The organism is Paenibacillus sp. NPDC058367, assembly GCF_042723305.1.
GTDB lineage: Bacteria > Bacillota > Bacilli > Paenibacillales > Paenibacillaceae > Paenibacillus_AQ.
The window spans coordinates 2,117,241-2,143,140 of the sequence record NZ_JBHXIZ010000001.1 but is presented as its reverse complement, the minus strand read 5'-3'; the positions used below and the strand labels follow the sequence as shown (position 1 = coordinate 2,143,140).

Annotated in this window: 24 protein-coding genes; 9 read left to right on the top strand and 15 right to left on the bottom strand. The window is 44.8% G+C overall.

The window, feature by feature from the left end:
* Positions 1-372 precede the first annotated feature (372 nt).
* Positions 373-2,142, top strand: coding sequence for a M3 family oligoendopeptidase (locus ACFWMP_RS09380; protein ID WP_379423221.1), 1,770 nt, complete (start codon positions 373-375; stop codon positions 2,140-2,142).
* Here the strand turns inward: ACFWMP_RS09380 and ACFWMP_RS09375 are convergent.
* Complete coding sequence (locus ACFWMP_RS09375) at positions 2,139-3,719, bottom strand: bifunctional metallophosphatase/5'-nucleotidase (protein ID WP_042185352.1); 1,581 nt, start codon at positions 3,717-3,719, stop codon at positions 2,139-2,141. The two genes, ACFWMP_RS09380 and ACFWMP_RS09375, sit on opposite strands and share 4 nt — an antisense overlap.
* 174 nt (positions 3,720-3,893) lie before the next feature.
* On the opposite strand from ACFWMP_RS09375, the gene ACFWMP_RS09370 reads away from it, so the two are divergent.
* The 5 genes from ACFWMP_RS09370 (at position 3,894) to ACFWMP_RS09350 (ending at position 8,278) form a co-directional block, all read left to right on the top strand.
* Positions 3,894-4,871, top strand: a complete 978-nt coding sequence (locus ACFWMP_RS09370; protein WP_042185354.1) for a phosphate/phosphite/phosphonate ABC transporter substrate-binding protein — start codon at positions 3,894-3,896, stop codon at positions 4,869-4,871.
* A 130-nt stretch (positions 4,872-5,001) separates the two neighbouring features.
* Entirely contained in the window at positions 5,002-5,784 is a 783-nt protein-coding gene (phnC, locus tag ACFWMP_RS09365) for a phosphonate ABC transporter ATP-binding protein (protein WP_042185356.1), read from the top strand.
* 1 nt (position 5,785) lies between these two features.
* A complete protein-coding gene (phnE, locus tag ACFWMP_RS09360; RefSeq protein WP_042185358.1) occupies positions 5,786-6,577 on the top strand; it encodes a phosphonate ABC transporter, permease protein PhnE in 792 nt (263 codons plus the stop codon).
* Entirely contained in the window at positions 6,574-7,377 is an 804-nt protein-coding gene (gene phnE / locus ACFWMP_RS09355) for a phosphonate ABC transporter, permease protein PhnE (protein WP_379423218.1), read from the top strand. Before phnE (ACFWMP_RS09360) ends, phnE (ACFWMP_RS09355) begins: the two co-directional genes overlap by 4 nt.
* A gap of 169 nt (positions 7,378-7,546) precedes the next feature.
* The gene (locus ACFWMP_RS09350) at positions 7,547-8,278 is read left to right on the top strand and encodes a ZIP family metal transporter (protein WP_042185362.1); all 732 of its coding nucleotides are present in this window, start codon (positions 7,547-7,549) and stop codon (positions 8,276-8,278) included.
* Positions 8,279-8,360: 82 nt separating this feature from the next.
* Here ACFWMP_RS09350 and ACFWMP_RS09345 read toward each other — a convergent pair whose 3' ends face one another.
* Both ACFWMP_RS09345 and ACFWMP_RS09340 read right to left on the bottom strand, forming a co-directional pair.
* Positions 8,361-9,350, bottom strand: a complete 990-nt coding sequence (locus ACFWMP_RS09345) for an aldo/keto reductase (protein WP_371915722.1) — start codon at positions 9,348-9,350, stop codon at positions 8,361-8,363.
* A 94-nt stretch (positions 9,351-9,444) separates the two neighbouring features.
* Entirely contained in the window at positions 9,445-10,293 is an 849-nt protein-coding gene (locus ACFWMP_RS09340) for an AraC family transcriptional regulator (protein ID WP_339269148.1), read from the bottom strand.
* A 202-nt stretch (positions 10,294-10,495) separates the two neighbouring features.
* Between ACFWMP_RS09340 and ACFWMP_RS09335 the strand changes: the two genes are divergently transcribed.
* Complete coding sequence (locus ACFWMP_RS09335; protein WP_076283978.1) at positions 10,496-11,164, top strand: general stress protein; 669 nt, start codon at positions 10,496-10,498, stop codon at positions 11,162-11,164.
* 86 nt (positions 11,165-11,250) lie between these two features.
* Here the strand turns inward: ACFWMP_RS09335 and glpX are convergent, their stop codons facing one another.
* The 4 genes from glpX to ACFWMP_RS09315 all read right to left on the bottom strand — a co-directional run bounded on the left by glpX (position 11,251) and on the right by ACFWMP_RS09315 (position 14,838).
* Positions 11,251-12,246: a class II fructose-bisphosphatase gene (gene glpX / locus ACFWMP_RS09330; RefSeq protein WP_042185368.1), complete on the bottom strand. Its 996-nt coding sequence runs from the start codon at positions 12,244-12,246 to the stop codon at positions 11,251-11,253.
* A gap of 41 nt (positions 12,247-12,287) precedes the next feature.
* Entirely contained in the window at positions 12,288-13,094 is an 807-nt protein-coding gene (locus ACFWMP_RS09325) for a pyruvate, water dikinase regulatory protein (RefSeq protein WP_042185370.1), read from the bottom strand.
* A gap of 12 nt (positions 13,095-13,106) precedes the next feature.
* Entirely contained in the window at positions 13,107-13,763 is a 657-nt protein-coding gene (locus tag ACFWMP_RS09320) for a helix-turn-helix transcriptional regulator (protein ID WP_042185371.1), read from the bottom strand.
* 142 nt (positions 13,764-13,905) lie between these two features.
* Positions 13,906-14,838 (bottom strand): DMT family transporter, encoded by a 933-nt coding sequence (locus tag ACFWMP_RS09315; protein WP_042185373.1) that lies wholly within the window; start codon positions 14,836-14,838, stop codon positions 13,906-13,908.
* A 161-nt stretch (positions 14,839-14,999) separates the two neighbouring features.
* Between ACFWMP_RS09315 and ACFWMP_RS09310 the strand changes: the two genes are divergently transcribed.
* Complete coding sequence (locus ACFWMP_RS09310; protein WP_042185381.1) at positions 15,000-16,409, top strand: aminotransferase-like domain-containing protein; 1,410 nt, start codon at positions 15,000-15,002, stop codon at positions 16,407-16,409.
* Positions 16,410-16,542: 133 nt separating this feature from the next.
* Complete coding sequence (locus tag ACFWMP_RS09305) at positions 16,543-17,226, top strand: hypothetical protein (RefSeq protein WP_379423213.1); 684 nt, start codon at positions 16,543-16,545, stop codon at positions 17,224-17,226.
* A gap of 530 nt (positions 17,227-17,756) precedes the next feature.
* Here the strand turns inward: ACFWMP_RS09305 and ACFWMP_RS09300 are convergent.
* The 8 genes from ACFWMP_RS09300 to ACFWMP_RS09265 all read right to left on the bottom strand — a co-directional run bounded on the left by ACFWMP_RS09300 (position 17,757) and on the right by ACFWMP_RS09265 (position 25,863).
* Positions 17,757-19,166: a nucleoside recognition domain-containing protein gene (locus ACFWMP_RS09300; protein WP_042185383.1), complete on the bottom strand. Its 1,410-nt coding sequence runs from the start codon at positions 19,164-19,166 to the stop codon at positions 17,757-17,759.
* Positions 19,144-19,875 (bottom strand): FeoB small GTPase domain-containing protein, encoded by a 732-nt coding sequence (locus ACFWMP_RS09295; protein ID WP_042185385.1) that lies wholly within the window; start codon positions 19,873-19,875, stop codon positions 19,144-19,146. Before ACFWMP_RS09295 ends, ACFWMP_RS09300 begins: the two co-directional genes overlap by 23 nt.
* Positions 19,872-20,126, bottom strand: a complete 255-nt coding sequence (locus tag ACFWMP_RS09290) for a FeoA family protein (protein ID WP_042185387.1) — start codon at positions 20,124-20,126, stop codon at positions 19,872-19,874. The genes ACFWMP_RS09295 and ACFWMP_RS09290 overlap by 4 nt, the downstream gene beginning before the upstream one ends.
* Before the next feature lie 274 nt (positions 20,127-20,400).
* Positions 20,401-20,859: an SRPBCC domain-containing protein gene (locus ACFWMP_RS09285; protein WP_042185389.1), complete on the bottom strand. Its 459-nt coding sequence runs from the start codon at positions 20,857-20,859 to the stop codon at positions 20,401-20,403.
* Positions 20,860-20,960: 101 nt separating this feature from the next.
* Complete coding sequence (locus ACFWMP_RS09280; RefSeq protein ID WP_379423209.1) at positions 20,961-21,917, bottom strand: helix-turn-helix transcriptional regulator; 957 nt, start codon at positions 21,915-21,917, stop codon at positions 20,961-20,963.
* Between the two features lie 87 nt (positions 21,918-22,004).
* A complete protein-coding gene (locus ACFWMP_RS09275) occupies positions 22,005-23,948 on the bottom strand; it encodes an FtsX-like permease family protein (RefSeq protein ID WP_042185393.1) in 1,944 nt (647 codons plus the stop codon).
* Positions 23,923-24,693 carry an ABC transporter ATP-binding protein gene (locus tag ACFWMP_RS09270; RefSeq protein ID WP_042185395.1) on the bottom strand — a complete coding sequence of 257 codons (771 nt, stop codon included), beginning with the start codon at positions 24,691-24,693 and terminating at the stop codon, positions 23,923-23,925. The genes ACFWMP_RS09275 and ACFWMP_RS09270 overlap by 26 nt, the downstream gene beginning before the upstream one ends.
* Positions 24,694-24,912: 219 nt before the next feature.
* Positions 24,913-25,863, bottom strand: a complete 951-nt coding sequence (locus ACFWMP_RS09265) for a sensor histidine kinase (protein WP_379423206.1) — start codon at positions 25,861-25,863, stop codon at positions 24,913-24,915.
* Positions 25,864-25,900: the final 37 nt, after the last annotated feature.

Sequence of the window (25,900 nt, the reverse complement as noted above, 5' to 3'; positions counted from 1 at the left end):
ATTAAGCTAATCTTTAGGTACTATTCATATCGTTTTAAGCTAAGTGGGTTATAGTAATCACATAACCCCCTTAAATATAGACCTTGACCCTGCCGGACGTTGGCAGGGTCCTTTTTTTGTTGATGAAGAGGACAGAGATCTGTAGATTAAGCCAATCTTTATCTACTATTCATATTCTTTTAAGCTAAGAGGGTTATAGTAATCACATAACCCCCTTATAATATAGACCTTGACCCTGCCATACGTTGGCAGGGTCCTTTTTTTTGTTCTTGCGCCATCCCGAAAACATAGGTAGTATACAGATTTTACCCACTAAGGACGGTATAATGAAGAAATCAGGGATGGCCAAAGAAGTAGAGGAGAGGTTCACAAATGAATATGACATGGAATCTGGATAGCTTATATCCTTCCTTTGAGTCAGAGAAGTTAAAAGGCGATCGTGAGCTACTCGGTCAACTTATTATAGATTTGAAAGCCTGGGCTGAGGGCAATCTAAAGCTTGAGGGTGTTTCCGTCGCAGGGATCGAGGACTTTCTAAGACTCTACAACGATTATAAAAGCGTATATGTATGTTTATTAGCCTATGCAGAGTTAACCCTTAGCGCAGACAGCAGTTCTGAGGAAGCCATGAATCTTGCTGATGATATTGAACATATGAGCTCAGAGATTGCTGGGGTAGTTGCGGGTTTTAAACGATGGATTAGCACTTGTGAACACATAGATGAGCTTATCGTTAGCTCAACTTATCTTTTGAAACATCAATTTTATTTAAAGGAGCTTCTTCTGCAATCCCGTTATGTGTTAAATGAGGAAGTAGAAGTTGCGATTGCCAGAATGCAGAGCACGGGTTCCAAAGCGTGGGGAAGGCTCTACATGGAGAGCGTATCGAGTACACTTGCAGATGTGGTAATACAAGGGGAAACTAAGAAAGTAACGCTTGCGGAACTAAGGAGTATGGCCTATGAGAATAACGCTACATTAAGAAAAGCGGCTTATGAAGCCGAGGCTGAAGCTTGCAGTCGTATTGCTGGGGTTTGTGCAGCTTGCATGAATGGAATAAGTGGTGAGGCGCTAACGATTTATGGCATGCGTGGATATCAATCTTCTCTGGAAAAGGTGTTAGTGGCATCGCGAATGGACAGTGAAACTTTATCGGCAATGCTCGCCGCTCTTCAGGAGAGTTTGCCAGCTTTTCATACCTATTTTCAAAAGAAAGCCAAACTGCTGGGACATTCCACAAAGCTGCCTTTTTACGATATTTTTGCACCGATTGGCGAAGAAAGTGTAAAAATCTCTTACGAAGATGCTCAAAAAACAATTGTCTCTAGCTTCGGAACCTTTAGCGAGGAGTTGGCCAATTTAGCTCAAAAGGCTTTTGATCAGCAATGGATTGATGCAGAACCTAGAGCGGGTAAGGGTGGATATGGGCTCTGCATTGATATTTTTCCGATAGGCGAGAGCAGAATCATGACACAGTTCACTGGAAATGCTATAGATATTAGTATCCTTGCTCATGAGCTCGGTCATGCATATCATAGCTCCTGTCTGGGAGAAGAAACGATGCTGAACACAGATTATCCGATACCGATTGCCGAAACGGCTTCGATCTTTTGCGAGACGATCGTAAATCAGGCACTACTCACTAGTTCGACCAAGAAGGAAACGCAGCTTCTATTGGAGAGAAGTATTTCCGATGCTGGGTATTATCTTGTAGACTTCTATGCCCGTTATCTATTTGAGCTTAAACTATATGAGAGAAGAACCTCGGGTCCGCTCCCTGTTCAAGAGCTGAACGAACTGATGATTGCTTGTATGGTGGAAGCTTACGGTGAGAGCATTGATCCTGATACGATCCATCCTTACATGTGGATGAACAAGGCCGGATATTTTATGGCTGGTTATGAATTTATGAACTTCCCGTATTCTTTCGGACTGTTATTCGCTAAAGGACTCTACGCAGAATATTTAAAAAAGGGCGAGGAGTTTGTCGCCCGGTATCGTCAGTTCCTTAGTGCTACCAGCAAGCATAATATTGCAGATGTAGCAAAGTTTATGGATATTGATGTACACTCCATTGATTTTTGGAGAGGTGCTTTAATGCTGATTGAAACCGATATTGAGGCATTCATCAGTACGACCTAAACAACTCTCCAGTTGTGATCACAGGTAGCTTCAATTTGGCCGCGTTTTTCAATGTAATTCGTGACAATTTCAGACATGTCGATCAGTACTTCTTTGATAATCGGCTTGCCCTTATACATCTCATAATCTCCACCGCCGCTTGCTCTATAGTTGTTCATAACAACATCATATTCCTTAGAGTCCTCCACAGGCTGCCCACGATGCAGCAGATGGAGGACTCTTTTGCCTACAGGTTTATTGATATGAAGCTCGTAGTGGATGCCTTCCCACATATCATAATTGTAATGTTGCGATTTAGGTTCTACATAAGCAGGGTTAACAATTACATTTCCCTCTAGATCCTTTTGAAAATAGTTGGCGGTTTGTTCCAGTGCCTCTTTTATATCTTGTCCGGTCAGTCTTAGCACAGTTAGCGTGTTAGGATAAATGAAGTTGGAAAGAATATCTCTCCGGGTAATGGTGTTACTGAAGCCCTTGCAATCGTTGCTGAGTAAAGCTGCTGTCGAGATCTCTACACCTGTAGCCTCCATTTGTACCTTATTCATAAATTCTATAAAGGGATGGTCAGCCAATCGGCATTCATCTGCACTAGAAATAGAAAGGTCACCGATAACTGTACCTATTCTCTCATCCAACCAGGCTTCTGTTTCTGATTCAAGCGTGCTGCTAAGCTCTAGAATTGTATCATCTACAGCGGTCTTGTCGTCTACAGCAAGGAGTTCGGCTTGTTTACTCTTAATCTTCCAACGTTCGTTTTCTTTTTGAAAGACTACTGAAATCTTACCGAGGGAATGTCCATTACAACCAGGCTGTATGATCGTCACACCATTTAGCTCACTAGCTATGAAGCGATGCTGATGTCCGGTAATTAATACATCTAAGCCTTCAACCTCTGTGCACATTGCATAGGCTTGATTCTCTCCAGTTAGTCTCTCTACAGGTTCACCACTAAGGAGGTCGCGCTCGAACCCGCCATGATAAGCTACAACGAGTAAATCGGGCTGTTCTTCTTCTCTAATAGTGGCACACCAAATCTTTACAGTCTCTAACGAATCCTTGAATTGAAGTCCTTCTATATGGACAGGATTCTCCCAGTGGGGAATGTAATGTGTGGTAACTCCTAGAATGGCTACTTTGATTTTTTTGTCTATCCATTTGATGATATAGGGTCTACCAAATGCAGGTTTACATGTCGCGCGATCTATAATTCCAGCAGATAACCAAGGGAATTTGGAATCCTGAATGGCTTTATTAAGCAGTGGCTTACCAAAATTAAATTCATGGTTGCCAATAATTGCAGCGTCATATTTCAATTCATTCAAAGCAGCTATGCCTGGATTTAGTTCGTCACTGTACTGTGTGGCTGCATAATAAGCTAGCGGTGTACCTTGAATAAGATCACCGTTATCGAGAAGTATTAGCTCTGGACAATGGGATCTTTCTTGTTTAATAAGGCTAGCAATGGTTGCTAAGCCTTTTTGTTGTTTCTCACCCGTGCGGTAATCAATGGGCCCTAAATGCCCATGTAGATCACTTGTTATGAGGATTTCGCAGGTTAAGGTGTTGTCTTTATTCATGGGTAGCCTCCTACGGATAATAAGTTCAGACCTCATTCTATCAGATAATTTGGAAATTTTAAGAGATTGAAATAAATTTTACATATATTTAATAGTTAGAGGCCTTAGATTTAATACAAAATATTTATAGTCTAGAAGTACTAAAAAAAAAAGAGAACAGTGGAGGTCTTTCGTTTGAGAAAAATAAGTAAATTCGTATTGCCGCTAATGATGTCTATTACTTTGCTTAGTGGTTGTGGTGCTAATAACACTGCTAATACTGCAAACCAAGGATCGACGGATGGAGCAAATGCACCGAAGGAAACGGCAGCTCCTGTAGCAGAGGGTTATGTTCCAGAGAAGCTCACAGTACAATTTGTCCCTTCCCAAAATGCGGATACGCTCGAAGCTAAGGCGAAACCTCTTGAAAAATTACTGGGTGATAAACTCGGTATTCCTGTAGAAGTAAGTGTTTCTACTGATTACAACACTGTTATCGAAGCTATGGCTTCCAAAAAAGTAGATTTAGGTTTCCTTCCTCCAACAGCTTACGTATTGGCAAAAGAAAAAGGAGCTGCTGAAGTTATTCTTCAAGCTCAACGTTTTGGTGTAAATGATGAAACGGGTGCTCCGACAGATGAATTGGCTGACTTCTATAAATCTATGATTATCGTTAAGAAAGATTCTGCGATCCAATCTGTTGCCGATTTGAAAGGCAAAAAAATCGCTTATCAAAACGTTACATCCTCAGCAGGTTTTGTGTGGCCGGCTGCAACACTAATGGATGCAGGACTTGATCCGTTGAAGGATGTACAAGCTATCACGGTTAAGGGACATGACCAAGGCGTTCTTGCTGTACTGAACGGTGATGTAGATGCCGCAGCTATTTTCCAGGATGCTCGTAATATAGTCGTTAAGGATTATCCGAAAGTATTTGAAGATACTCGTGTTCTCGCTTTTACTGATAAAATCCCTAACGACACGATTTCGGTCCGTTCAGATATGAATAAGGAATGGATTGAGAAGATTCAGCAGGCGTTTATTGATATCGCTGCTGACAAAGAAGGACATGAGATTATCAAAGATATTTACTCGCATGAAGGTTATGTGAAGTCACAAGATAGCAACTTTGACATTGTTCGTGAATACAACAATAAAGTAAAAACAGAGTAGTTCAGGCCGTTCAAGGATACAACGATGTTGGTGTATAACAGGAACTAAGGATAGCCAGCTCCGGATTCCCCCCCGGACCTGGCTATCTCTTTTATACGAATATACGAAAACACAAAAAGGAATGATTTTCATGATAGAGCTTCGTAATGTGTCCAAGACGTATCTAAACGGAACCAAAGGCTTAAACAACATTAACCTGACTATTCCAGCTGGAGAATTTGTAGCTATTGTTGGTCTTTCGGGTGCGGGAAAGTCAACCCTGCTACGTTCCATTAACCGGCTTCATGATATTTCAGCAGGCGATATTCTTATAAATGGGCAATCCATCACGAAGGCAAAGGGAAGCCAGCTCCGAATGATCCGTAGAAATATCGGAATGATCTTCCAAAGCTTCAACTTGGTGAAACGTACGACTGTGCTTCGTAATGTATTGGCAGGGCGGGTCGGCTATCATTCCACAATACGGACGATAATTGGCAAATTCCCACAGAAGGATATTGATTTAGCCTTTGAGTCTCTCGATCGGGTCAATATTGCTGAGAAGGCCTACACACGTGCAGATCAACTATCTGGAGGTCAGCAGCAGCGTGTGGCTATTGCTCGTGTTCTTGCGCAGGAGGCACAAATTATCCTTGCAGATGAACCTGTCGCTTCACTGGATCCACTGACGACCAAGCAGGTTATGGATGATTTGAAAAAGATTAATAAGGAGCTTGGGATTACGACCATCGTGAATTTGCATTTTATCGACCTCGCTAGAGAATATGCCACCCGGATTATTGGGCTCAGGGCAGGAGAAGTGGTCTTCGATGGTCCTGTATCCGAGGCCACCGATGAGAAATTTGCTGAGATTTACGGCAGACCGATTCATCAGGATGAGTTGTTAGGTGAGCCTGTAAGCGGAGGCATGTGATATGAGTGTGAATGCAGAGAAGCTACATCCCAAACCACCAAGGAAGATAAAGCATTATTTTACAGCCATTATATTAGTAGTATTACTGTGGAGAAGTGCGGTCTTGACCGATTCATCCATTGGAGAGCTGATCTCCGGTCTGCCAAATATGCTGGATCTGCTTAAGGAAATGTTCCCTCCAAACTGGGGGTATTTTGACAATATTATAGATGCGATGCTGGAGACGATCCGGATGGCATTGGTCGGTACAACGTTTGGTGCCATTCTGGCGGTTCCCATTGCCTTGCTGTGTGCAAGCAATATTACGCAAAGCCGATGGCTTCATTATCCGGTACGTATGCTGCTGAATTTGATCCGCACAATTCCCGATCTACTGCTGGCTTCTATTTTTGTCGCCATTTTTGGCCTCGGTGCGCTTCCGGGAATATTTGCTTTGACGGTATTTTCGCTAGGGCTGATCGCCAAGCTTACCTATGAATCGTTGGAGACGATTGAACAGGGACCTTTGGAAGCAATGACTTCAGTCGGAGCGAATAAGACTCAACGAATTATGTTCGGCGTCATTCCGCAGGTACAGGCTCATTTCATGTCTTATGTGTTATATGCCTTTGAGATTAATGTCCGTGCTGCAGCAGTTTTAGGTTTGGTAGGCGCGGGTGGAATCGGCCATTACTATGAAGTGACATTAGGCTTTTTAGAATACGATAAGACTTGCACCATCATCTTGTTCACATTAGCAGTAGTCTTGATTATTGATTATGTAAGCACTAAGCTGCGGGAGAAATTAATATGAGTAAATCATGGAATACCCTAGTACCCAAACCTCGTAAAAATCGTTTCCGATGGCTGATTTATGTAGTATTAGCGGCAGTGTACATCTGGGCTTTTTCGGGAGTGCCGTTTAATGGATTTAAAGAAACCGCTGGGATCATTACTAAGGCCATCTTTGCCGGGATATTCTCTCCTGACTGGGCCTTCGTTTATTTACCAGATGGGGAGGATCTGCTTCGAGGATTACTTGAGACGTTAGCTATTTCAATTTTAGGGACTTTTATCTCGACCTTCATATGTATCCCCTTTGCTTTTTGGGCTGCGGTCAACATGAGCAAGGGAAAGGCGATTTCGGGCTCCGGCAAGCTAATATTAAGCTTTATACGGACATTCCCTGAGATCATTATGGCTTTGCTGTTCATCAAGGCTGTTGGGCCGGGTTCATTTGCGGGTGTACTGGCTCTAGGACTGCATTCCGTCGGCATGCTCGGCAAATTGTTCGCGGATGAGATTGAGAATATTGATAACGGTCCGCTCGAAGCCTTAATCTCTTCTGGTGCCAGCCGCATGCAGGTGTTATGGTTTGCTGTTGTGCCGCAGGTATTGCCAGGCTTTCTATCCTACACTTTATACAGATTCGAAATTAACGTTCGCTCAGCTACGATTCTGGGTGTGATTGGAGCAGGCGGGATTGGCACACCGTTAATCTTCGCCCTCAGTTCACGGAATTGGGACCGTGTCGGAATTATCCTGCTAGGTATCATTGCGATGATTACGATTATTGATCTGATTTCCGGCATGATTCGGAAGAAGCTAGTGTAACAGAATCGCATAATTACATGTTAGACAAAGACCTCCTTAGGGTATGAATCGAGCCTATGGGGGTCTTTTTATGATTAGCGTACTATTCGGAAAAGCTATATAGAAGTAATAATACTTTTTGTGTTAACATATGTTGGTCTATCAGAATTGTAATGAAGGAGTTGAAGGTTTGGAATCTGCGCTTATTGGCAGCTTTGTATCAGCAATGGCTACGGTTCTTGGAGCGTTTCCGATCCTGTTCGTGAAGAGGTTATCTGAGAAATGGAAGGACGTTCTAGTTGCTTTTACTGCAGGTATAATGGTATCGGCTTCTACATTTGGACTCATGCCGCAAGCGATTAAAGAATCGGGGATTATCGCATTAACCTTGGGCCTGATTACAGGAGTTCTACTGCTTGATTTAATTGAAAAGAACATCCCGCATATCGACGTGGAGAATAAACCCGGATATACCAATATGGATTCCAAGGCGTTACTCGTTTTGATTGCGTTGTTCATTCACAATATACCAGAAGGTCTTAGTACAGGATTCAGTTATGCTAGTGAGCAGGCGAGTCTAGGTCCCACCGTGGCCATAGCGATTGGTGCACAAAATATGCCTGAAGGATTGATTCTCGCAGTCTTTCTGATGAACTCTAGAACAACTAAGTTAAAAGCCTTGGGAATCGTTACGCTTACCGGACTTATGGAAATGGTATCTGCGGTTATTGGGTATTTTACGGCGAGTTACCTACAGAATGTAGTGGGCTATGGTCTTGCTTTTGCCGCCGGGGCTATGCTATTCATCGTCTACAAGGAACTTATTCCAGAGAGTCATGGTCATGGTTACGAACGGCCTTCGACGTATTCGTTTATCTTTGGATTATTGATTATGGTGTATATTACGCAGATATTTGGGTGAGTAGGGAAAAAACGGCCAATGAAGTGCCAGAGCAGCTTAAGCTGCCTGACCTCATTGGCCGTCTTTATGGTTTAATCTATAATTATCCTCGCAAAATCGTCTCGATTTGCTCCAGCTCTTCTGCGCTTAGCTCCGGTGCATTCAAGGAAGCGACTGCATCTTCAATCTGGCTCACCTTACTTGCGCCGATCAGAGCAGAAGTGACTTTACCTCCCCGGAGTACCCAAGACAACGCTAGCTGAGACATTTTTTGTCCACGTGCAGCAGCAATCTCGTTCAGTTTGCGAACTTTAGCGATCTTCTCTTCCGTAATGGCATCTTCGGACAGGAATACACTTGGTCCAGCAGCGCGAGAATCAGGAGCAATTCCGTTAAGATAGCGGTCGGTCAGAATGCCTCCTTGTAGTGGAGAGAACACAATCGATCCGATACCCTCCTCAGTTAATACATCCTGCAAGCCATCTTCAATCCAGCGGGACATCATGGAGTAGTTAGGTTGATGAATCAGGCATGGCGTTCCAAGTCGACGCAGAATTTGTGCCGCTTCGCGTGTCTGTTCAGGGTTGTAATTCGAAATCCCAACATACAGCGCTTTACCTTGACGTACAATAAGATCCAGCGCAGCCATAGTCTCTTCCAGTGGTGTATTCGGATCTGGACGGTGGTGATAGAAAATATCTACATAATCAAGGCCCATACGTTTCAAGCTTTGGTCTAGACTGGAGACGAGATATTTCTTGGAGCCCCATTCGCCATATGGACCGGCCCACATATAATATCCAGCCTTAGTAGAGATGACCATTTCATCACGATAAGGAGCAAGATCCTTCTTAAGGATTTGACCAAAGCTTTCTTCTGCGGAGCCAGCTGGGGGACCGTAGTTATTAGCGAGATCAAAATGAGTGATTCCAAGATCGAAAGCTCTTCTTGCCATGGCGCGACCATTCTCGAATAAGTCGTTTCCGCCAAAGTTATGCCAAAGTCCTAGCGAGATCGCCGGAAGGAGTAGACCGCTTTTTCCAGTGCGGTTATATTTCATATTGTCATATCTGGTAGCGCTTGCGTTATACATCATTATTTCCTCCTAAAAAGACTTATTTCTGATTACGTTACGTCCTTATTGTAGCGAAAGATCCCGGACAAACGTATGTCAGCAAGGAAGAAGTTTATAGCACAATGTCATTTTCGAGATGACGGATACGGTATTCTTTTGGAGAACAACCTTTCACCTTCTTGAACATTCGCGAAAAGAGTAAGGGGTCCTGATAGCCGACGGAACGCGAAATCTCACCGATAGTACAGAGGGTTTCTGTCAGAAGCTCGCATGCTTTAGCGACACGGTAATTCAATAAATACTGCTGTGGTGGCATACCAATGGTCCGTTTGAACAAGGAAGATAAATATTTGCGATCCAGCTTGAGAGAAGAAGACAGCATTTCTACCGAAATGTTCTCACAATAATGTGTATGCAAAAAGTGCAGACTTTGCTCGACGTAAATACTCTTTTGACGCGGTAAAGGAAGTACATCCGGAACAGCTGGTACCGCTTGTAGCAAGAGGGAGAAAAACTCATACATGATCGCTTTTAGCGGCAGGTCAAGACAATCTGAATTGTCGGCTCCTTCTGTCAGGCGTTCGTAGAGATTAGGCATAAGCTGTTTATCCATCGGGAAGATTGGCTGCTCAGGGGTCAAGGAGGTTTTGGATAAAATATATGATACCTGTTCTCCGGTAAAGGCTACCCAGGAATAGATCCAAGGATTGGTCAGGTCCGCTGCATAAGAAGTAACGATATGAGGGTAGGTAAGAAAAGCTTGTCCCGCTTGCAGGATATGGGTTTGTTCACCTACAGATACCTTTCCAGTTCCCTCATGAATGAAATGTATTTTGTACACGTCACGAACTCCGGGTCCGAAAAAATGCCCAGGTAGACACTGCTCCCGCCCCCAGTAATGGAGATGCAGATCGGGATTACCTCTGAAGGGACGCTCAGAATTATAATTAAATATCGCCATGAATGCTTCAGTCTCTTTCTTTTATAGAGTTAACCAAGGGCAAATTTGCCCGTCTTCTTTTATTATACAGTATATTTTAGCAGGGACATTACTTGGAATACTTTATGAATTCTGAGATAGAAGTTTATCCCTGCCCAGTTTGGTTAAGTAAGCTATGAAGCTGAACGTATGAGCTAACTTCGATCACTAGGAGGTAATGGAGATGAATAAGAGAATAGTGGGTGTCTTTGCTGCCGAATACGAAGCTTCGAGGGCTATTGAAGAGTTGAAACGTCAAGGCTGCAGAACAGAGGACATATCGATTATCGCGAGAAATTCAGAGAGTGCGGATACGCTTAGAGATGAATCAGGGACCCAAGCGCCGGAAGGAATAGCTACTGGTGCAGCTACGGGTGGTCTGCTGGGTGGATTAACTGGGCTCTTGATGGGGATAGGCGCTCTGGCTATTCCAGGCATCGGGCCGATCATTGCAGCCGGACCGCTTGCGGCAACACTTGCTGGAGCGGCAATAGGTGCAGGCAGCGGTGGATTAGTTGGCGGTCTTATTGGACTTGGCATTCCTGAAGAGGAAGCCAAGCGGTACGATAACTATGTAGATGAAGGCCATATTCTTGTAATGGTGGATGTGGAGGGCGAGCAGAAAGAGGAAGAAGTGAAGCGGATCTTCGTTCAGCATAATAGTCTGAACACAGACCGTTTTGAGGAAATTGCGAATATGAATACAGCTGAGAATCGAAATTATGATGGCAGTGTAAAGGAAAGCGATGCGCTCAGAGCCGCTGATCAACAAGAGGCGAGAAATTTGGCTCAAGCTACCGGAACCATGGATGCCATGGATACCTTAGCGAGTGAGCGCATTAGAAATAAATAAGAGATGATTATCTATTTAGTAATAAAAACAGACTGTTTCACTAGCCAAGGGTGAGCTGGTGAGATAGCCTGTTTTTTTGTGTAATGCTATAGAGAGGCAACATTCTGTCTAACGGTTAGTCCATCCGGTATTTCTTTGCCAGGCAGGAAATGAATACTACGGATGTAGCGGATTGTTCGACTCTGTGCCCGCATGATGACCGAATGCGTCTCAGCGCGCTCTTTGCCGATAAAACGGACACCGTTCAGGAATTCACCTGAGGTGACACCAGTGGCGGCAAAGAGTACGTCGCCTGTGCCAACCATGTCCTCCATGTATAACACTCGCGTAGGATTAGAAATTCCCATACGGACACAGCGCTGCTGCTCAAGAGGTCCATCGGGAAGCAAACGGCCCTGCATTTCTCCACCAAGACATTTCAGTGCGGCAGCGGCAAGGACGCCTTCAGGTGCTCCGCCCGAGCCCATGTACAAATCGACATCGCTATCCGGTAGGGCTGCCGCAATAGCGCCAGCCACATCGCCGTGACCGAGTAGCTTAATCCGTACACCCGCTTCTCGAAGACTATGAATGAGCTCTTCATGCCGTTTGCGGTCAAGTACCATTACTGTGAGCTCGGAGAGGGACTTGCCACTGAAGAGGCATGCTTTCTGGAGAGTGACCTCCACAGGGTCTTCAAGACTAAGCTTCCCGGCAAGCTCAGGACCGCAAGCGAGTTTCTCCATATAAATGTCTGGAGCATGCAGCAGACTGCCCTTATCTGCTATGGCAATCACGGATTGTGCATTGTGAAGACCACAGGCCACCACTTCAGTGCCTTCCAGAGGATCGACGGCTACATCGACAGACGGACCCTTTTGATTCCCGACTTTCTCGCCAATATAGAGCATTGGAGCATCATCCATCTCTCCTTCACCAATGACGACCGTTCCGTCGATGGAGACAGAATCAAACATGGAGCGGATGGCAGTCGTGGCTGCATCATCTGCCGCATTTTTATCTCCCCGCCCGATCCAGCGAGCTGAGGATAATGCACCTAGTTCAGTTACCCGTACAATCTCAAGAGCCAGTTCGCGATCCATTCTAATTCCCTCCAGTACATCCCATAAATTTTAACTGAATGTTAGATATAACCCATTATAATACCGGCGGTTTCTTCTATAGCTTTGTCGGTAATATCGATAACAGGACAGCCTAGCTTATTGAACAGAGAAGTGGCATATTCCATCTCCTCTGTAATCCGCTCCAGACTTGCATATTGGGAGCCAGTCGGTAACCCAAGCACCTTCAGCCGCTCGGAGCGAATCTTCAGCATATACTCCGGCTTCATGGTTAGTCCGATCAGTCGGTTCGACGGCAAGCTTAGCAGCTCTTGCGGAGGAGCAATTTCTGGAATAATCGGATAGTTAACGACCTTTTTCCCCCGATGGGCCAAAAAGATACTAAGTGGTGTTTTTGAAGTACGGGACATCCCTAGTAGAACGATATCGGCCTTCAGCATAGCGCCGAGATCGCGACCATCATCACAGGCAACTGTGAATTCGATAGCCTCCATACGGCGGAAGTAGTTCTCATCAAGCTGGTGCAATAAACCCGGTCGCTGCTGAGGAGCGTCGTCAAACGTATCAATGAAAGCTTGCATCATTGGGCCCATGATATCGACGATACGAAGGTCAAGCCGTACAGCCTCTTCTTTAATCATCTCTCTTAGCTCCGGCTGCACCAGCGTATAGACGACAAAACCTTTATGCTGCGCGGCTTCTTCCATAAGCTTCCGGAGCTCATCTTCATGTCTAATGTTCCCGTATCTTTTGATGGTGATCTGCTGATTCTGGAATTGATGAATGACGGCCTGCACGACAGCTTCCGCCGTATCTCCTATAGAATCTGAGCAGATCGTTATTAGGTTGGAAGATTGCTCGATGCTCATGAATTCCTCCTGTTATCCTTTGGCTTCTAGTTCGAGGAGAAGTTTTACAATAGCAGTTTTCGTCAAGCGTCCTATGACATCCAGTTTCGTACCATTGTCTTCTGTGGCGCTGGGAACAACTACCGGTAAACTATCTACCTCGTGAAAAATCATTTTATGTGCGGCATCAAGCACCGTCTCATCTGGTGAAGTTGTGACTACTTTGGGCTGGCGTGTCATGACCATGCTTACGGGCATGGAGACAGCACCCGGATTGCCAAGAGTTACCTTCAGGAAATCCTTACGTGAAGCAACACCGGTGAGCTTGCCCTCTTCGTCACAAATAATAAGGGTGCCAACATCCTGTAGAAATAGCGTAACTACGGCATCTTGAACCGTAGTAGTCTCACGGATAATAATAGGTACACTTTGAATCTCTTTTACCTTTGTCTCCTGCAACAAATAATTGCTTCCCAGACGATTAGATGATTTGAGTCCCGGGAAGTAACCGACTTTAGGTTTAGCATCGATATATTTGAGCATAACCAGAACAGAGAGATCGGAGCGAATCGTTGGCCGTGTTAAATTCAGACATTCGGCAATCTGTTCGCCGGTAATCGGAGCTCTTTTGTTCACAATATCAATGATTTCTAGTTGACGTGATGTCAGTTCGATCGCAATTCCCTCCACTTCAGATAAAAAGGCATTCCTCTTTAGAAAAGAAGCGCCGTTAAGCGAATCCTCCTTTCATATATGAGTCATATATAGATGTTTTTAATTTAACTTGGTTATATAATACGCAATAGTGGTCATAATTGCAATATATAGTACGTCATATATTCATTTTTTTTGACGCAGATGTTCGGACCCTACGCTTTAACATTAATTGTTTCAAGGCATCAGCATTGACCAGGATGGTCCCAGCAATGATAGTGAAGACACCGAGGATCGTAACCCAATTCACGGCTTCATGATAAAAGAAAAAGCCAACCCCTACGGCAATCGGTGGAGAGATATAGAGCCAGGTAGAGGGAAACACAGGATTTGTCTTAGCGACGAGCCAGTAGAACAACGAATGACCGACCATCGAGCCGATTACGATTAGATAGAGCAGTGAACCTGCGATTTCGTAAGAGAGCAGAAACTCAGGATGTACATTTTCGGTGGCTAAGGAAAGAATGAATAACAGCACTCCACCATACATCATTTGGGCTGCATTTAGTGCGATTGGAGAGACCTCAGGCATACTGTTGATTACTTTTTTAGAATAAATCGCACCTACTGCGTAACAGCATTCCCCAATGAGGACAGCTGCGCAGCCGATGAGCCATAACGGTGAAATATCTACGACAAGATTAGGAAGAACGAGCAGCAGTACGCCGGTCAACCCGATGATACAACCATATAGGGAGATGGCAGGTGCTTTTTGACGAAGAATAGAAGTTTGGAGCAACAGAATCATAATCGGACCTGTGGCAGAGAGTACAGCTGCTAACCCGGAAGATACATATTGTTCAGCCCAGTAGAGACCTGCAAAGGTGCCAAAGGTTAACGCAGATCCGGTGAAGAGCATTTCTTTACGCAGGAGCAGGGAGAAGCTAGCTTTTCGTTTCCAGACCATCCATAGAAATAGAACAGCGCCTGCAACAAAAAATCGCAAGCCTGCTGAAAAGAAGGGCGGCGCACCGGCATCCACACCGATTTTGATAGCTAGAAAGGTCGTGCCGAAGATCAGACATACAAGTGCATAAGCGAATAAGATCATTTTGAAAGTCCCCTTTAGTGTGTGTATATAACGATCCTTGAACCAGTTCGTTAATCATATAGGGGAGAACACAGAACAGATGATGTTGAATAGAACAGATGACTTCGAAAATCGTGTACAATACTGTAAATAGGAGTTGTTCGGAGAGGAGTTGCAGTGAGGTGAAAAAGTCAGCGAGCGTGGAGAATAATCATCCCTTGTTTCGGCAGGTATATGAATTTCTAGTGAATCGCATGGAGCGAGGGGAGTGGGGGGCACATGATAAGCTTCCTTCTATACGGCTGCTGGCGGAGGAATTACAGGTACATCGACTGACAGTATTCAAAGCGTATAGAATGCTGACAGAGGATGGAAAAGTTTATGTAAAAGATAAATCAGGTTATTACGTATCGCCTGTTAGCTTGGTTCCTATTGTAGAAAAAGGAGCAGCAGTGACTGCCTATGCGCTCACTAATCCTCTTTCGGATATACAGAGAATGCCTGCTAAGTATCAGTTCTCACAGGCGCTGATTGATCCAGGTCTTTTGCCAAATCTTTTTCTATCCGACTATGTCAAAAAAGTGTTCGATTTATATCCCAAGGTCATGGGGACGTACTCTTCGGTTCAGGGAGATGAGGAGTTACGGGAGACGCTAAGTCGTCATTTTCGGAAGAAGCATTGGCTACAGTTATCTTCGGAAGAGCTGCTTATTACTTCAGGTGCGCAGCAGGCGATCAATCTGATTGCACGAATTGTGCTCGGGCCTATGGACACGGTGCTTGTGGAGCGACCAACCTACAGTGTGGCCATGGATATTTTTCGCCGGGAGGGGGCAAGGCTGGTTCCGGTGGAGATCACTCCGATGGGCTACGACTTGGAGGAAGTTGAAGCGCTGATGAAAAAGCATAGACCGCGCATGTTCTATATCAATCCGACTCATCATAACCCAACTGGATATACGGTGCCAGCGCAGCAACGTAAACTGTTGGTCGAGCTTGCCGAGCGTTATCGCTGTCTGTTAGTCGAAGATGATCCGTTCCGCGATATGTATTTTGAAGAGGAGCCCCCGCCGCCCTTTTTTGCTTACGATACCGAAGGTTGGGTGATCTATATTAGCAGCTTCAGTAAATATGTAGCCCCAGGCTTACGGATCTGTGCGGTGGCTTGTCGCTATCCGTTTATGGAGCGCTTGATCACGGCCAAATCACTCGCGGACAATGGTACTCCGCTGCTTAACCAGAAGATATTCCTACATTACTACACGTCATCACGTTTGCAACAGCATCTTGGTAAGCTACGCATTGCACTTCAGGTGCATAAGGAGATTGTAGAGGAGGAGCTGGCTGGGACCGGGTGGGAGTGGACGCCTCCGCAAGGGGGCTTGAATTTATGGGTGAAGCTGCCGGACCATCTTTCGGCGGATCGACTGTTTGTCTCAAGTATGGCCCAGTCGATTGCTTTTGTGCCAGGAGAGTTGTTTGATCCGCTTGGTGAGATGAGGTCGAGGATTCGAATAAGTTACTCCTTTGCAAGCGAAGGGGTGCTACGTGAGGGGATTCAGCGGATGATTGCAATTGCGCGGGGGTTATGAGTAGGTACAGTAGACAAGAGGAACTAATGAAGACTATTTAGGATGGAAGAGATTAGACTTGTATAACTTGTTTGGAAATTGTTGTAACACTTTCTTCTTCTGTTCCGTCTGTAGAGTAAAGAAGGAGGTTATTATGATGTTTAAGGCTAAGTTACGCAGTCCACTTATGATGTTCCTAAGTATAACGTTAATATTTATGGCCTTACTGACGGTGCGTCCCTCCGTTACTTATGCGTGTTCCTGTGTTGTACCTGCGGAGCCACTTGAGGCGCTGGAGTCAAGTTCAGCCGTCTTTACTGGGAAAGTAGTGGACAAAAAGGAGCCAAAGGGGACTATAATCTCATCTGCGGATTCAGTAAAAGTAACCTTTGAAGTCGATTCCAGCTGGAAAGGGGTTAAGGGGAATAAAGTTACCTTGAATACTGCTTTATCGTCTGCCAGCTGTGGGTTTGAATTCGTGGAAGGGGAAAGTTATATCGTCTATGCGTATGCTAATGACGAAGATGACTCTGGTAAATTAGAGGCCAGTTTATGCAGCCGAACGAAGCTGCTTGCCTCGGCATCAGAGGATCTGAAGGAGCTTGGACCTAGTATATCGGCAGGCACTCCTACAGCTTCTCCGGAGGTAACATCAAATGATTCGCCGAAATCCGAAACTGGGAATAATGGGGCGACTGAAGTTGAGGGGAAACCAGCTGCGGAGAGTGACTCTTTTCCACTTGTGAATGTAGGGATCAGTGGAGTCATTATTGTTTTGATAGCGATAGCTGGCGCTGTACTCTACCGTCGTAGAGATGGTGGAACGCGTAAGAAATAACGCTTTAACTGTAGGTTCACGTTATGTCGTGATGAAATAAGCGGTCGCCCGGGAGTTGTTCGGGCGACCGCTTATTTGTTTGAGCTGACCTTAAGTAGGTGGTGGGCGGTGTGGGTACTGGTGCTTAAGTATAGCTCGGGTCATCAAAACTCGAAGTAAGTGAAATCCTTCTTAAAATTGTCGTGGTTTACTCGATATTATCGATAATTAGGGAAAATCTCCCTGATTCAATCATATTTTACTCTATATGATCGATAATTGGGGAATTCCTCCCTAAAATTCTGCGGAAATGCCCTATTTTTCCTATAATCGACTAATTATTAGGGAGAATTTCCGCAAAAAGTTTAATTTGCGCTTATAAAGTTCGAATTTGGGGAGAATTTCCCTAATTATGAGTTCAAGGAGGGCAGAATTTTGTGAAATACGGTGAACATTAGATGTTGTAAGGTGAGACAAAGTAAATTTAGCTAATGTAAGTTGAAATCAGTTAAAGTTCGCTGCTGTAAGATGAATTCATGCTACAAGCTTCGTCACACCCACCCAAACAACCGAGCAAGCTGAGCGACAGCAAAGGTTACTCCAATGGCGATGCCGAGTGGGATGACAGCTGAGAGTACAGCCCACTTCATACTTTTCGTTTCCTTGTAGATGTTCACGAGTGTAGTGCCGCAAGGATAGTGGAGCAGGGAGAACAACATCATGTTAAGTGCGGTCAGCCAAGTCCAGCCATGTGATAAAAAGACATCTTTGATGCTGCCCAAGCTATCGATATCGACCATAGCACCTGAGGACATATAGCCCATAAGCAGAATGGGCAGTACGATTTCATTCGCAGGAAGTCCTAGAATAAAGGCCATGATGATAAAGCCATCCATGCCGAGCATGTGTGCAAAAGGATCGAAGAATGCAGCCATATGATTCAGGACAGAATCTCCACCAACAAACAGGTTGCCAAGAATCCAAGTGATAATACCGGCAGGGGCAGCAACGACGATGGCACGAGTAAGTACGTTAAGAGACTTATCTTTAGAGGAAATAAGTATGGTCTTCCAAATTTGTGGACGACGATAGGGCGGGAGCTCTAGTGTATAATGCGTTGGAACACCGCGTAGCGCAGTTTTGGACATGACCCAGGAAACCGTCAGAGTAACGATGATGCCGATCAGCACCATCCCCATAAGTACGGAGGCGGTGGTGAGGGTACGGAGTGCGCCTGTCGTAGCCGCTCCTGCCATGAATAAGGAAGACAATAGAATCAATGTCGGCCAGCGGCCGTTACATGGAACGAAATTGTTGGTCAAAATCGCGAGCATCCGTTCACGCGGCGATTCGATGATTCGTGTGGAGAGGATGGCGGCGGCATTACAGCCGAAACCCATAGACATGGTCAAAGCTTGCTTGCCGTGACCACCTGATTTTTTGAACAACCGATCCATGTTAAAAGCAACCCTCGGCAGATATCCGAAATTCTCAAGCAGCGCAAACACTGGAAAAAATATCATCATTGGTGGCAGCATGACGCTGATGACCCAAGAGGTTCCTCGATATAATCCCAGAACAAGTACACCGTGTAGCCAAGCGGGGGCATGGATCGCCTCAAATCCGGCAGTGAGATAGCCTTCGATGAAGCCGAAGAAGGAAGCAAGCCAGCTTGAAGGATAGTTGGCGCCGGCAATCGTAATCCAGAACACGATACCGAGGATGGCGAGCATAATGGGGAATCCCCATATTTTTGAAGTTACGATATTATCTAGCTTATAAGTGCTGTTCAGCTTCTTCTTATCCCTATAGGTGACTGCATCCCCGCAGATGCCTGCGGATACGCCATAGATACCACTGACAATCTCATCCCGTATCGCTCCGCCGTCAGCGAGCTTTTTCGCGGTGGACAGCAAGGAATCTAGAGGATCTAATCCCTTAGTGATATGCGGTGACTCCATGACCGATGACCTCCTTTGCTTCAGGTAATTCTTTATTCTTCATATTCTCTTTAAGTGAGGTAAGAAGGCTGTCATCACCATCTAACAGGCGCAATGCAATCCAGCGGGCCGGGTATTTGCTGCCAATGGTTTGTTCTACCAGCGGTGTAAGCTCTGCAATTCCTCGTTCAATCTCCTCGTTGTACGTAATACGCAGTGGCTGTGCAGTGAATGCGCCTGTAGCCACTCGCTCCACCTGATCCAATAACGCCTCAATACCGATTTTATTGCGAGCTGATATCGCTACAACAGGCACGCCGAGACGTTTGGAAATACGTTTTAGATTGATGTCGATACCGAGTTTACGGGCTTCATCGATGAGGTTGATGCAGACTACAGCCCGCCCGGTAATCTCCAGCACTTGTAAGGCAAGGTTGAGATTTCGTTCTAGCGAGGTAGCGTCAAGAACAACTAGTGTCACATCGGGCTGTTCAAAAATAATATAATCTCTAGCCGCTTCTTCATCAGCAGAATTCGAGTACAGCGAATACGTACCAGGAAGATCTACTGCGAGGTACGTATGGTCCTTATGCTTAAACTCGCCTTCAGCAGTAATGACGGTTTTACCTGCCCAGTTTCCTGTATGCTGGCGCATGCCGGTCAGCAGATTGAAAAGCGTGCTTTTGCCAGTGTTAGGATTGCCTGCAAAAGCGACTGTGAAATGACTCATGCTTCTACACCTCCGATGACTTCTCCAAATATTAAAGAGCTTTCTTCTCTACGTAATGCAATGGTCGTGTTGCTTACCCGAAAAGCTATAGGATCTCCTAAGGGACTACGCCGTAACACCTCAACGGCATTACCGACTACAAACCCGAGATCCAGTAATCTTCTTCTAAGCACACCCTGAACTTCAATGCCGCTGATACGCAGTGTGCTTCCTTTAGCCGCTTCTGATAAAGGAATACTAGCTCCAGACATTAGATCCCCTTCTTTCATTTATTATTATTTGTATTTTTATGGTTATTATTTTGTGCATTGGAATTTTTCTTGTGGTCTGACACAATATTAGTATATGTGAACAACTTTGTCCCTGCAACAAGAATGTTTCCCTAAGGCAAAATTAATTTAGGCGCAAAAAAGCCCCTAACGGAAAGAAGGCTTGCGCTCTCCAGCCGAGGGGCTAAGGTTGAGTCTACTTATAGGCTTGTCTTTAATTGGAATAGTCTGATCCAAGTTTTTATTAGTCGTGAAGTTATGTCCAGCTTCCAAAATCAAGCGTGCGTCCAGTCTCTACTAAAGTCTTGGTATTACTTAGAACCTGCCACCAAGCGCTGATGCTGCCTGCATACGAAGGATCTTCAGGATGCCATTCATCATGGATAAGCGTGAGCTTAGTAGTTCCGCCCACTGGTTCAAGCAGCCAAGAAATACGCGATTCATATCTTTCATATCCTTTATGATAGGAGGGGCCGACCTTATGTGTGAAACGCAGTGCTTTTTGTGGGGTGAACTCCAGCAGAGTCCCATAGACATGCAGCGTTTCATCTCCATCTGCACCCGGTCCGATGTATTCCAGTAATTCTCCTTCTTTGAAGGTTGAACGAATAACGCTGCCGTAATAAATCTGCTTCGTACCTTCCGGAGAGATTAAGGTTTCCCATACCTGCTCAGGTGTTCCGCCAATATAAAATTCATAGTGTAGTTCCTTCATTCGTTATTCCTCCTTGATTTATAGGTTCATTTATTCCCTCAGACTCATTTACACTATACAAAAGGATCACTGACAACTACGGTCAGTGATCCTAAAGTAATTTATGTCTTATAATGAGCTGCTAAATTGGAGGCTATGGAGGCTAGTCTTTCTCTTAGTGAGGAAGGCTTAATGATGCGTAATGTGGTTCCATAAGGCAACAAGAAATAGGGTGCATAAGTCAGTAAAGAAGTTTCGTCCACTTGAAAGCGGGCTTGTCCTTCCATGCGCTGTACCAGCGTATGTCCGAACAACCAATGGCTGCATAGATCATTCAAGACTCCCTCGTCGGATGCGATGACTACTGTAACTAGTTTCTCTTCAGTATTGCGTGCAGGCAGTAAGCTCTTTAACAAAAAATCACGTGCAGAGAAGTCAGCAGGACGAGCGAACACAGCTTCTGTACGATGTAGTTCAATGATTCTATCCACCCTGAAACTACGAATTTCATGTCGCTCGTGGCAGTAAGCTACGGTGTACCATTGGCCCTTCCAGAGTACAAGTCCGTAAGGATCAATGGCACGGGATGATTTGGTTTCTCCATTACCCTTACGATATTCCATTTGCAGGGTGGATCCGTTCGCTGCCCCCAATTCCAATTCTTGAATCAGATGGCTAAGCGACGGGGAAGGAGAATGGATCGTCTCAATGCCATTCTCATGGCGCTCCATTTGTTCTAATTGCTGGGCATTGCTATATCTTTTTAGCTTGGATAGGGCTCGGTCCAGAGCTTCAACATAAGGATATCCGGTGCCCCTGGCAAAAGAAGAAGCTTGTAGAAGGGCCCGCTGCTCTTCGGAGTCAAAGAATAATGGCGCCTCAATAAAATGCTCCGGTAAGCTGTAACCGCCACCAGGCCCGCTATCCGCAATAACGGGTACACCACTGATGCATAACGCATCGATGTATCTGTACACAGACCGAACACTGATCTCTAACGCTTCCGCTAGTTCTCCGGCGGTTCTTCCCCGCTGCTTGAGCATCCAAAGAATGGATAACATATGATCAGCCTTGGACATAAATTCGGAACCTCCTTGCTAGGTTTATTGAATAATATAACAAGTGTAACGTGAGAGTCACTGTTCCGCCAACTGAAGAGAAGTCTTTTATACCATTATTTTTTTGAGACTATGAATGTAACGAGATCGAGCAATAATGAAATAGAGGGTCTGCACAGCAAGGAATGTACCGGATGTAATTAGTACGGGAAGAGTTACATCGGTGATATTCATTTGCTTCAGTATGGGACGAATCACGACAAGGGTCTGAATGGTGGCAATCACAATCGGAATATAAAAGAGCACAGAAATTTGTTTGGTAGCAGAAGCTGACATTTCTTTTGTACTTAAACCGATTTTGGATAAAGCATTGTACATTTGTTTGTCCGTATTCAGCTCGGTATGAAGCTTAAAAAAGAGAAAGCTGGCCGATGAAAGCGAGAAAATCAGCGCGATAAAAATGCCAATAAAACTAAATATGGCTGTTCCCTGTTTGGTTGATAAATAGCTGTCTGCTCGTGCTGTAAGTAAGGCGTTGTATTGATGGTTAGCACTGTTGGATGCTTTACTCCACTGGATAAGTTCTCTGGTGATCACAGCTTCAGGGGAGTTATCCTCAGGAGTAGGGCCGTCCCATGCTGGGATTTTATATAGGTATCTCACATATGGCCTGGTGTATTTCCCTGCTGAAGAAAACTTCTCATAGAAGCCGTCATCTACGATTAAGAGTGAGCTTGCCATGGGGTCCATTGGATGTATCTTGGGAGTTCGCAGTTCTTTTAGCAGCAGCTCTTCATCTTTCTGATTTTTCAAAAGAACCGTTTGATTAGCAGCATAATTCTGTGTCTGGATATGAGGGCTCAGCAGTAATACAGCTTCTTTCTCAGATAAGGGTCCCACTTCGGGCACATTCATTTGAGGAGCCAATTGATTGAACTCTGACCGTGAAATGATATCAATGTTAAGTATGGTTTTTTTATCGATTCCTTGAATGGAAGCGGAAATTAGATCAACTTTATTCTCTGTATACTCGACTTTGGCATTCTGTAATTTATTATGGATGTGTCCTAAATCAGGCATCTCTCCCTTTGGATTATAATTTGAATAATTCATTGCGAAGGAGGTTTTTTTATAGTGCTCCGTGTTCGCTTGATTGATGGACAAAAGAAATCCTGAAGCCATACAAGCAATCGAGGTAACTACCGTAACAAGAAATAACATTCTTGCATTGTCTTTGATCTTGTAGCTCATCTCGGAAATCCACAGCAGATTGGTTCCACGCCAAAGCCGTTTTCTGCTTAGCTTAAGCAATCGTATTCCTAGTACGGACAGCTGAGAGTAGAAAAAATAGGTTCCCGCAATACCTGTAACAGCAGCGACTAGGAGTGAACTGGGAGACAATTGCTTCCGTATAGCGAGAGCGCCGATGGTCAACAGTAGAAATCCGAAAAGCGAGAACAAGAAGGAGACACGAGGCTCTTTTTTAGGCTTAACATTTCCCTTAAGCAGTTCAAGGACTTGATGCCTGCGAATGAACAATAATGTGAAGATCGAAATGACCAGAAATAATGAAATGAAAGAGATAGAAGTAATTATTAACGCCTTCATTGGCCAATAAAATGGTAGTGGCTCCATGCCCATAATTGTCGTGCTTAGCAGCAAGAACAGCTTGGATAAAAGCATGCCAAAAGACGTACCTGTTACTATAGAGAGCATCCCGATCAGCATATTTTCTATAAGAATCAGCTTGTTGATCTGGCCGGGGCGTGCGCCTAAAATCATCAGTATGCCGAACTCCAGATTTCGCATTTTCAGAAACGCACTAATCGAGTATAGAACGAAAAAGAACGCAAAGATAAACACGATATAAGAAGCAATTTGCATGCCGGAGGCTGAATTGGCACCCAGCGCGATGTTCGTAATACTAGGGTGGTAAATAAAGACTGAATAAGAGAAAAAGATCATGACCATAAAAGCACTGCTTAAGAAAAAGGCAAAATAAGCCCGTGAATTGCGCCGCACATTGTTAAACGCGAATTGAGGAAAGTTCATGACTATTCCCTCCCCAGAATGAAAGTGTATCGATAATCTTTTGGAAGAAGGCCTGACGGTTATCTCCCCGGTGAATTTCTGCCGCCAGTTTGCCATCTTTTATAAAGACGATTCGATTACAGTAGCTCGCTGCCAGTGGATCATGCGTTACAAGCATTAGCGTCGTGCCCTCTATGTGGTTAATATTCTCCAGCGATTCCATTACCGTCCGTGAAGAGTTGGAGTCAAGCGCACCTGTAGGCTCATCGGCCAATATAATCGAAGGGGAGGTGATGATTGCCCGGGCAATTGCGGTCCGTTGACGTTGTCCCCCTGAAATTTCATAGGTGCGTTTACTAAGAATATCGGTAATGTTTAAGCGTTCTGCGACGCTTTGAAGCAAGATCTCCATCTGCGAGAGTCTACGGTTATCCAGAGTTAGGGGCAGCACAATATTCTCAGCAACGGTTAATGTCTCAAGCAGGTTAAAGTCCTGAAACACAAAGCCTAGTTGTTTGCGGCGAAAATGGGCGAGCTCTTTTTTATTCAAAAGATATGGGTTGCTGCCATTGATATTCACCTCGCCAGAGGAGGGCTTGTCGATCGTGGAAACCATGTTAAGCAGTGTTGTCTTGCCGCTACCGGAGGGGCCCATGATGCCTACAAATTCACCTTTTTCAATATTAAGATGGATATCGGTGAGGGCTTGGGTCGCTATTTTGCCGGGGTATACCTTATGAAGTCCTTTGACCTCTAATACATTCATATCATACATTCCTTCCGTTACAAAAGTGATTTCATCCCTCACGAAGCGGGGACGGTTTATGTATATAATTTATAAGATCGAGTGATAAGCTGCTATGGATTTACCTTAACGTTATCTTACAACGTGGTTAAGGTTATGTTCGTATCCTAACAAGAGTGGGGTATTTGCAAAAAAAAGGGACTACATAGCCATAAGTATGACTAGAAGTACCCTCTGGGCTTATTTCTGTAGATGATCACTGTTGCTGAATATAAGTCGCACGCGGGTTCCTTCTCCGAGCCGGGACTGAATAACCACTTTATGTTCGAGCCTGCTGCAAATCTCCCGAACGAGGTACAGTCCCATACCTGTCGATTCATGATAATGTCGTCCACGATCACCCGTAAAGTAGGGATTAAAAACCCGCTTCAAATCCTCAGGAGAAATACCGATGCCTTGGTCGGTAATATCCAGAATCGTGTCGGTGCCTGCACGCTGAGCTGAGAGGGTAACGGTTTTAGCGGTGCCGGAGGTGGAGGTATAATTCACGGCATTGGTCAAGATTTGGGTCAGCATAAACATCAACCATTTGGCATCACTATATACAGCGAGATTGGCATCCACCTGTACATCTACTTTTATGCCTCGGCGTATGAAGAGTCTGCGATTCTCGGCTACCGCTTCACTAACTGTTTTGCGTAGAAGTAACGGTTCAACTTGAAAATCATCTTCAAATCGGTCAAGCCTTGCCGTATAAATAACCATCTCCAGCCCACCGCGTAGACGTTCTAATTCCTCCTGAATACTTGTAGCGGCTTCCTCTTCAAGATCCTTTAGCGTGAGCTGAATTACAGAGAGTGGAGTTTTCATCTGATGAACCCAGCGGTTCATGAATACGATATGCTGATCCATTTGGCGGACATGCCCATTTACCTGCTCCTGATACTGGCGGTCAATAAGCTGTAATAACTCATGGATCGCTTCGGCAAGTGGAGTGTCCCCTAAGGATACGAGATGCTTTTGGAGCATGTCCATAGGATCACTTAATGCTGCATACAATCTCCGGTGCTGAACATATCGGTAGCCTAAAAATAGTAAAAGAACTACGGTGCTCAGAGCGATTCCATAGAGCATGATAGAGATCGGTCTGTTCTCACCAGACAGCCAATATAGCAAAGGAATAAGTAGCATTTGAAACAGATAGAAAAGGATTAGCGAAATCTGGTCC

Excerpts from the sequence above, each read along its gene's own strand:
- ACFWMP_RS09325 (WP_042185370.1), bottom strand. The coding sequence starts at position 13,094 with ATGAGCATCGAGCAATCTTCCAACCTAATAACGATCTGCTCAGATTCT.
- phnC (WP_042185356.1), top strand. The coding sequence starts at position 5,002 with ATGATAGAGCTTCGTAATGTGTCCAAGACGTATCTAAACGGAACCAAA.
- glpX (WP_042185368.1), bottom strand. The coding sequence starts at position 12,246 with ATGGATCGCGAACTGGCTCTTGAGATTGTACGGGTAACTGAACTAGGT.
- ACFWMP_RS09265 (WP_379423206.1), bottom strand. The coding sequence starts at position 25,863 with ATGCTACTTATTCCTTTGCTATATTGGCTGTCTGGTGAGAACAGACCG.
- phnE (WP_379423218.1), top strand. The coding sequence starts at position 6,574 with ATGAGTAAATCATGGAATACCCTAGTACCCAAACCTCGTAAAAATCGT.
- ACFWMP_RS09375 (WP_042185352.1), bottom strand. The coding sequence starts at position 3,719 with ATGAATAAAGACAACACCTTAACCTGCGAAATCCTCATAACAAGTGAT.
- ACFWMP_RS09290 (WP_042185387.1), bottom strand. The coding sequence starts at position 20,126 with ATGTCTGGAGCTAGTATTCCTTTATCAGAAGCGGCTAAAGGAAGCACA.
- ACFWMP_RS09280 (WP_379423209.1), bottom strand. The coding sequence starts at position 21,917 with ATGTCCAAGGCTGATCATATGTTATCCATTCTTTGGATGCTCAAGCAG.
- ACFWMP_RS09295 (WP_042185385.1), bottom strand. The coding sequence starts at position 19,875 with ATGAGTCATTTCACAGTCGCTTTTGCAGGCAATCCTAACACTGGCAAA.
- ACFWMP_RS09315 (WP_042185373.1), bottom strand. The coding sequence starts at position 14,838 with ATGATCTTATTCGCTTATGCACTTGTATGTCTGATCTTCGGCACGACC.
- ACFWMP_RS09345 (WP_371915722.1), bottom strand. The coding sequence starts at position 9,350 with ATGTATAACGCAAGCGCTACCAGATATGACAATATGAAATATAACCGC.
- ACFWMP_RS09305 (WP_379423213.1), top strand. The coding sequence starts at position 16,543 with ATGATGTTTAAGGCTAAGTTACGCAGTCCACTTATGATGTTCCTAAGT.
- ACFWMP_RS09340 (WP_339269148.1), bottom strand. The coding sequence starts at position 10,293 with ATGGCGATATTTAATTATAATTCTGAGCGTCCCTTCAGAGGTAATCCC.
- ACFWMP_RS09270 (WP_042185395.1), bottom strand. The coding sequence starts at position 24,693 with ATGAATGTATTAGAGGTCAAAGGACTTCATAAGGTATACCCCGGCAAA.
- phnE (WP_042185358.1), top strand. The coding sequence starts at position 5,786 with ATGAGTGTGAATGCAGAGAAGCTACATCCCAAACCACCAAGGAAGATA.
- ACFWMP_RS09285 (WP_042185389.1), bottom strand. The coding sequence starts at position 20,859 with ATGAAGGAACTACACTATGAATTTTATATTGGCGGAACACCTGAGCAG.
- ACFWMP_RS09335 (WP_076283978.1), top strand. The coding sequence starts at position 10,496 with ATGAATAAGAGAATAGTGGGTGTCTTTGCTGCCGAATACGAAGCTTCG.
- ACFWMP_RS09275 (WP_042185393.1), bottom strand. The coding sequence starts at position 23,948 with ATGAACTTTCCTCAATTCGCGTTTAACAATGTGCGGCGCAATTCACGG.
- ACFWMP_RS09380 (WP_379423221.1), top strand. The coding sequence starts at position 373 with ATGAATATGACATGGAATCTGGATAGCTTATATCCTTCCTTTGAGTCA.
- ACFWMP_RS09300 (WP_042185383.1), bottom strand. The coding sequence starts at position 19,166 with ATGGAGTCACCGCATATCACTAAGGGATTAGATCCTCTAGATTCCTTG.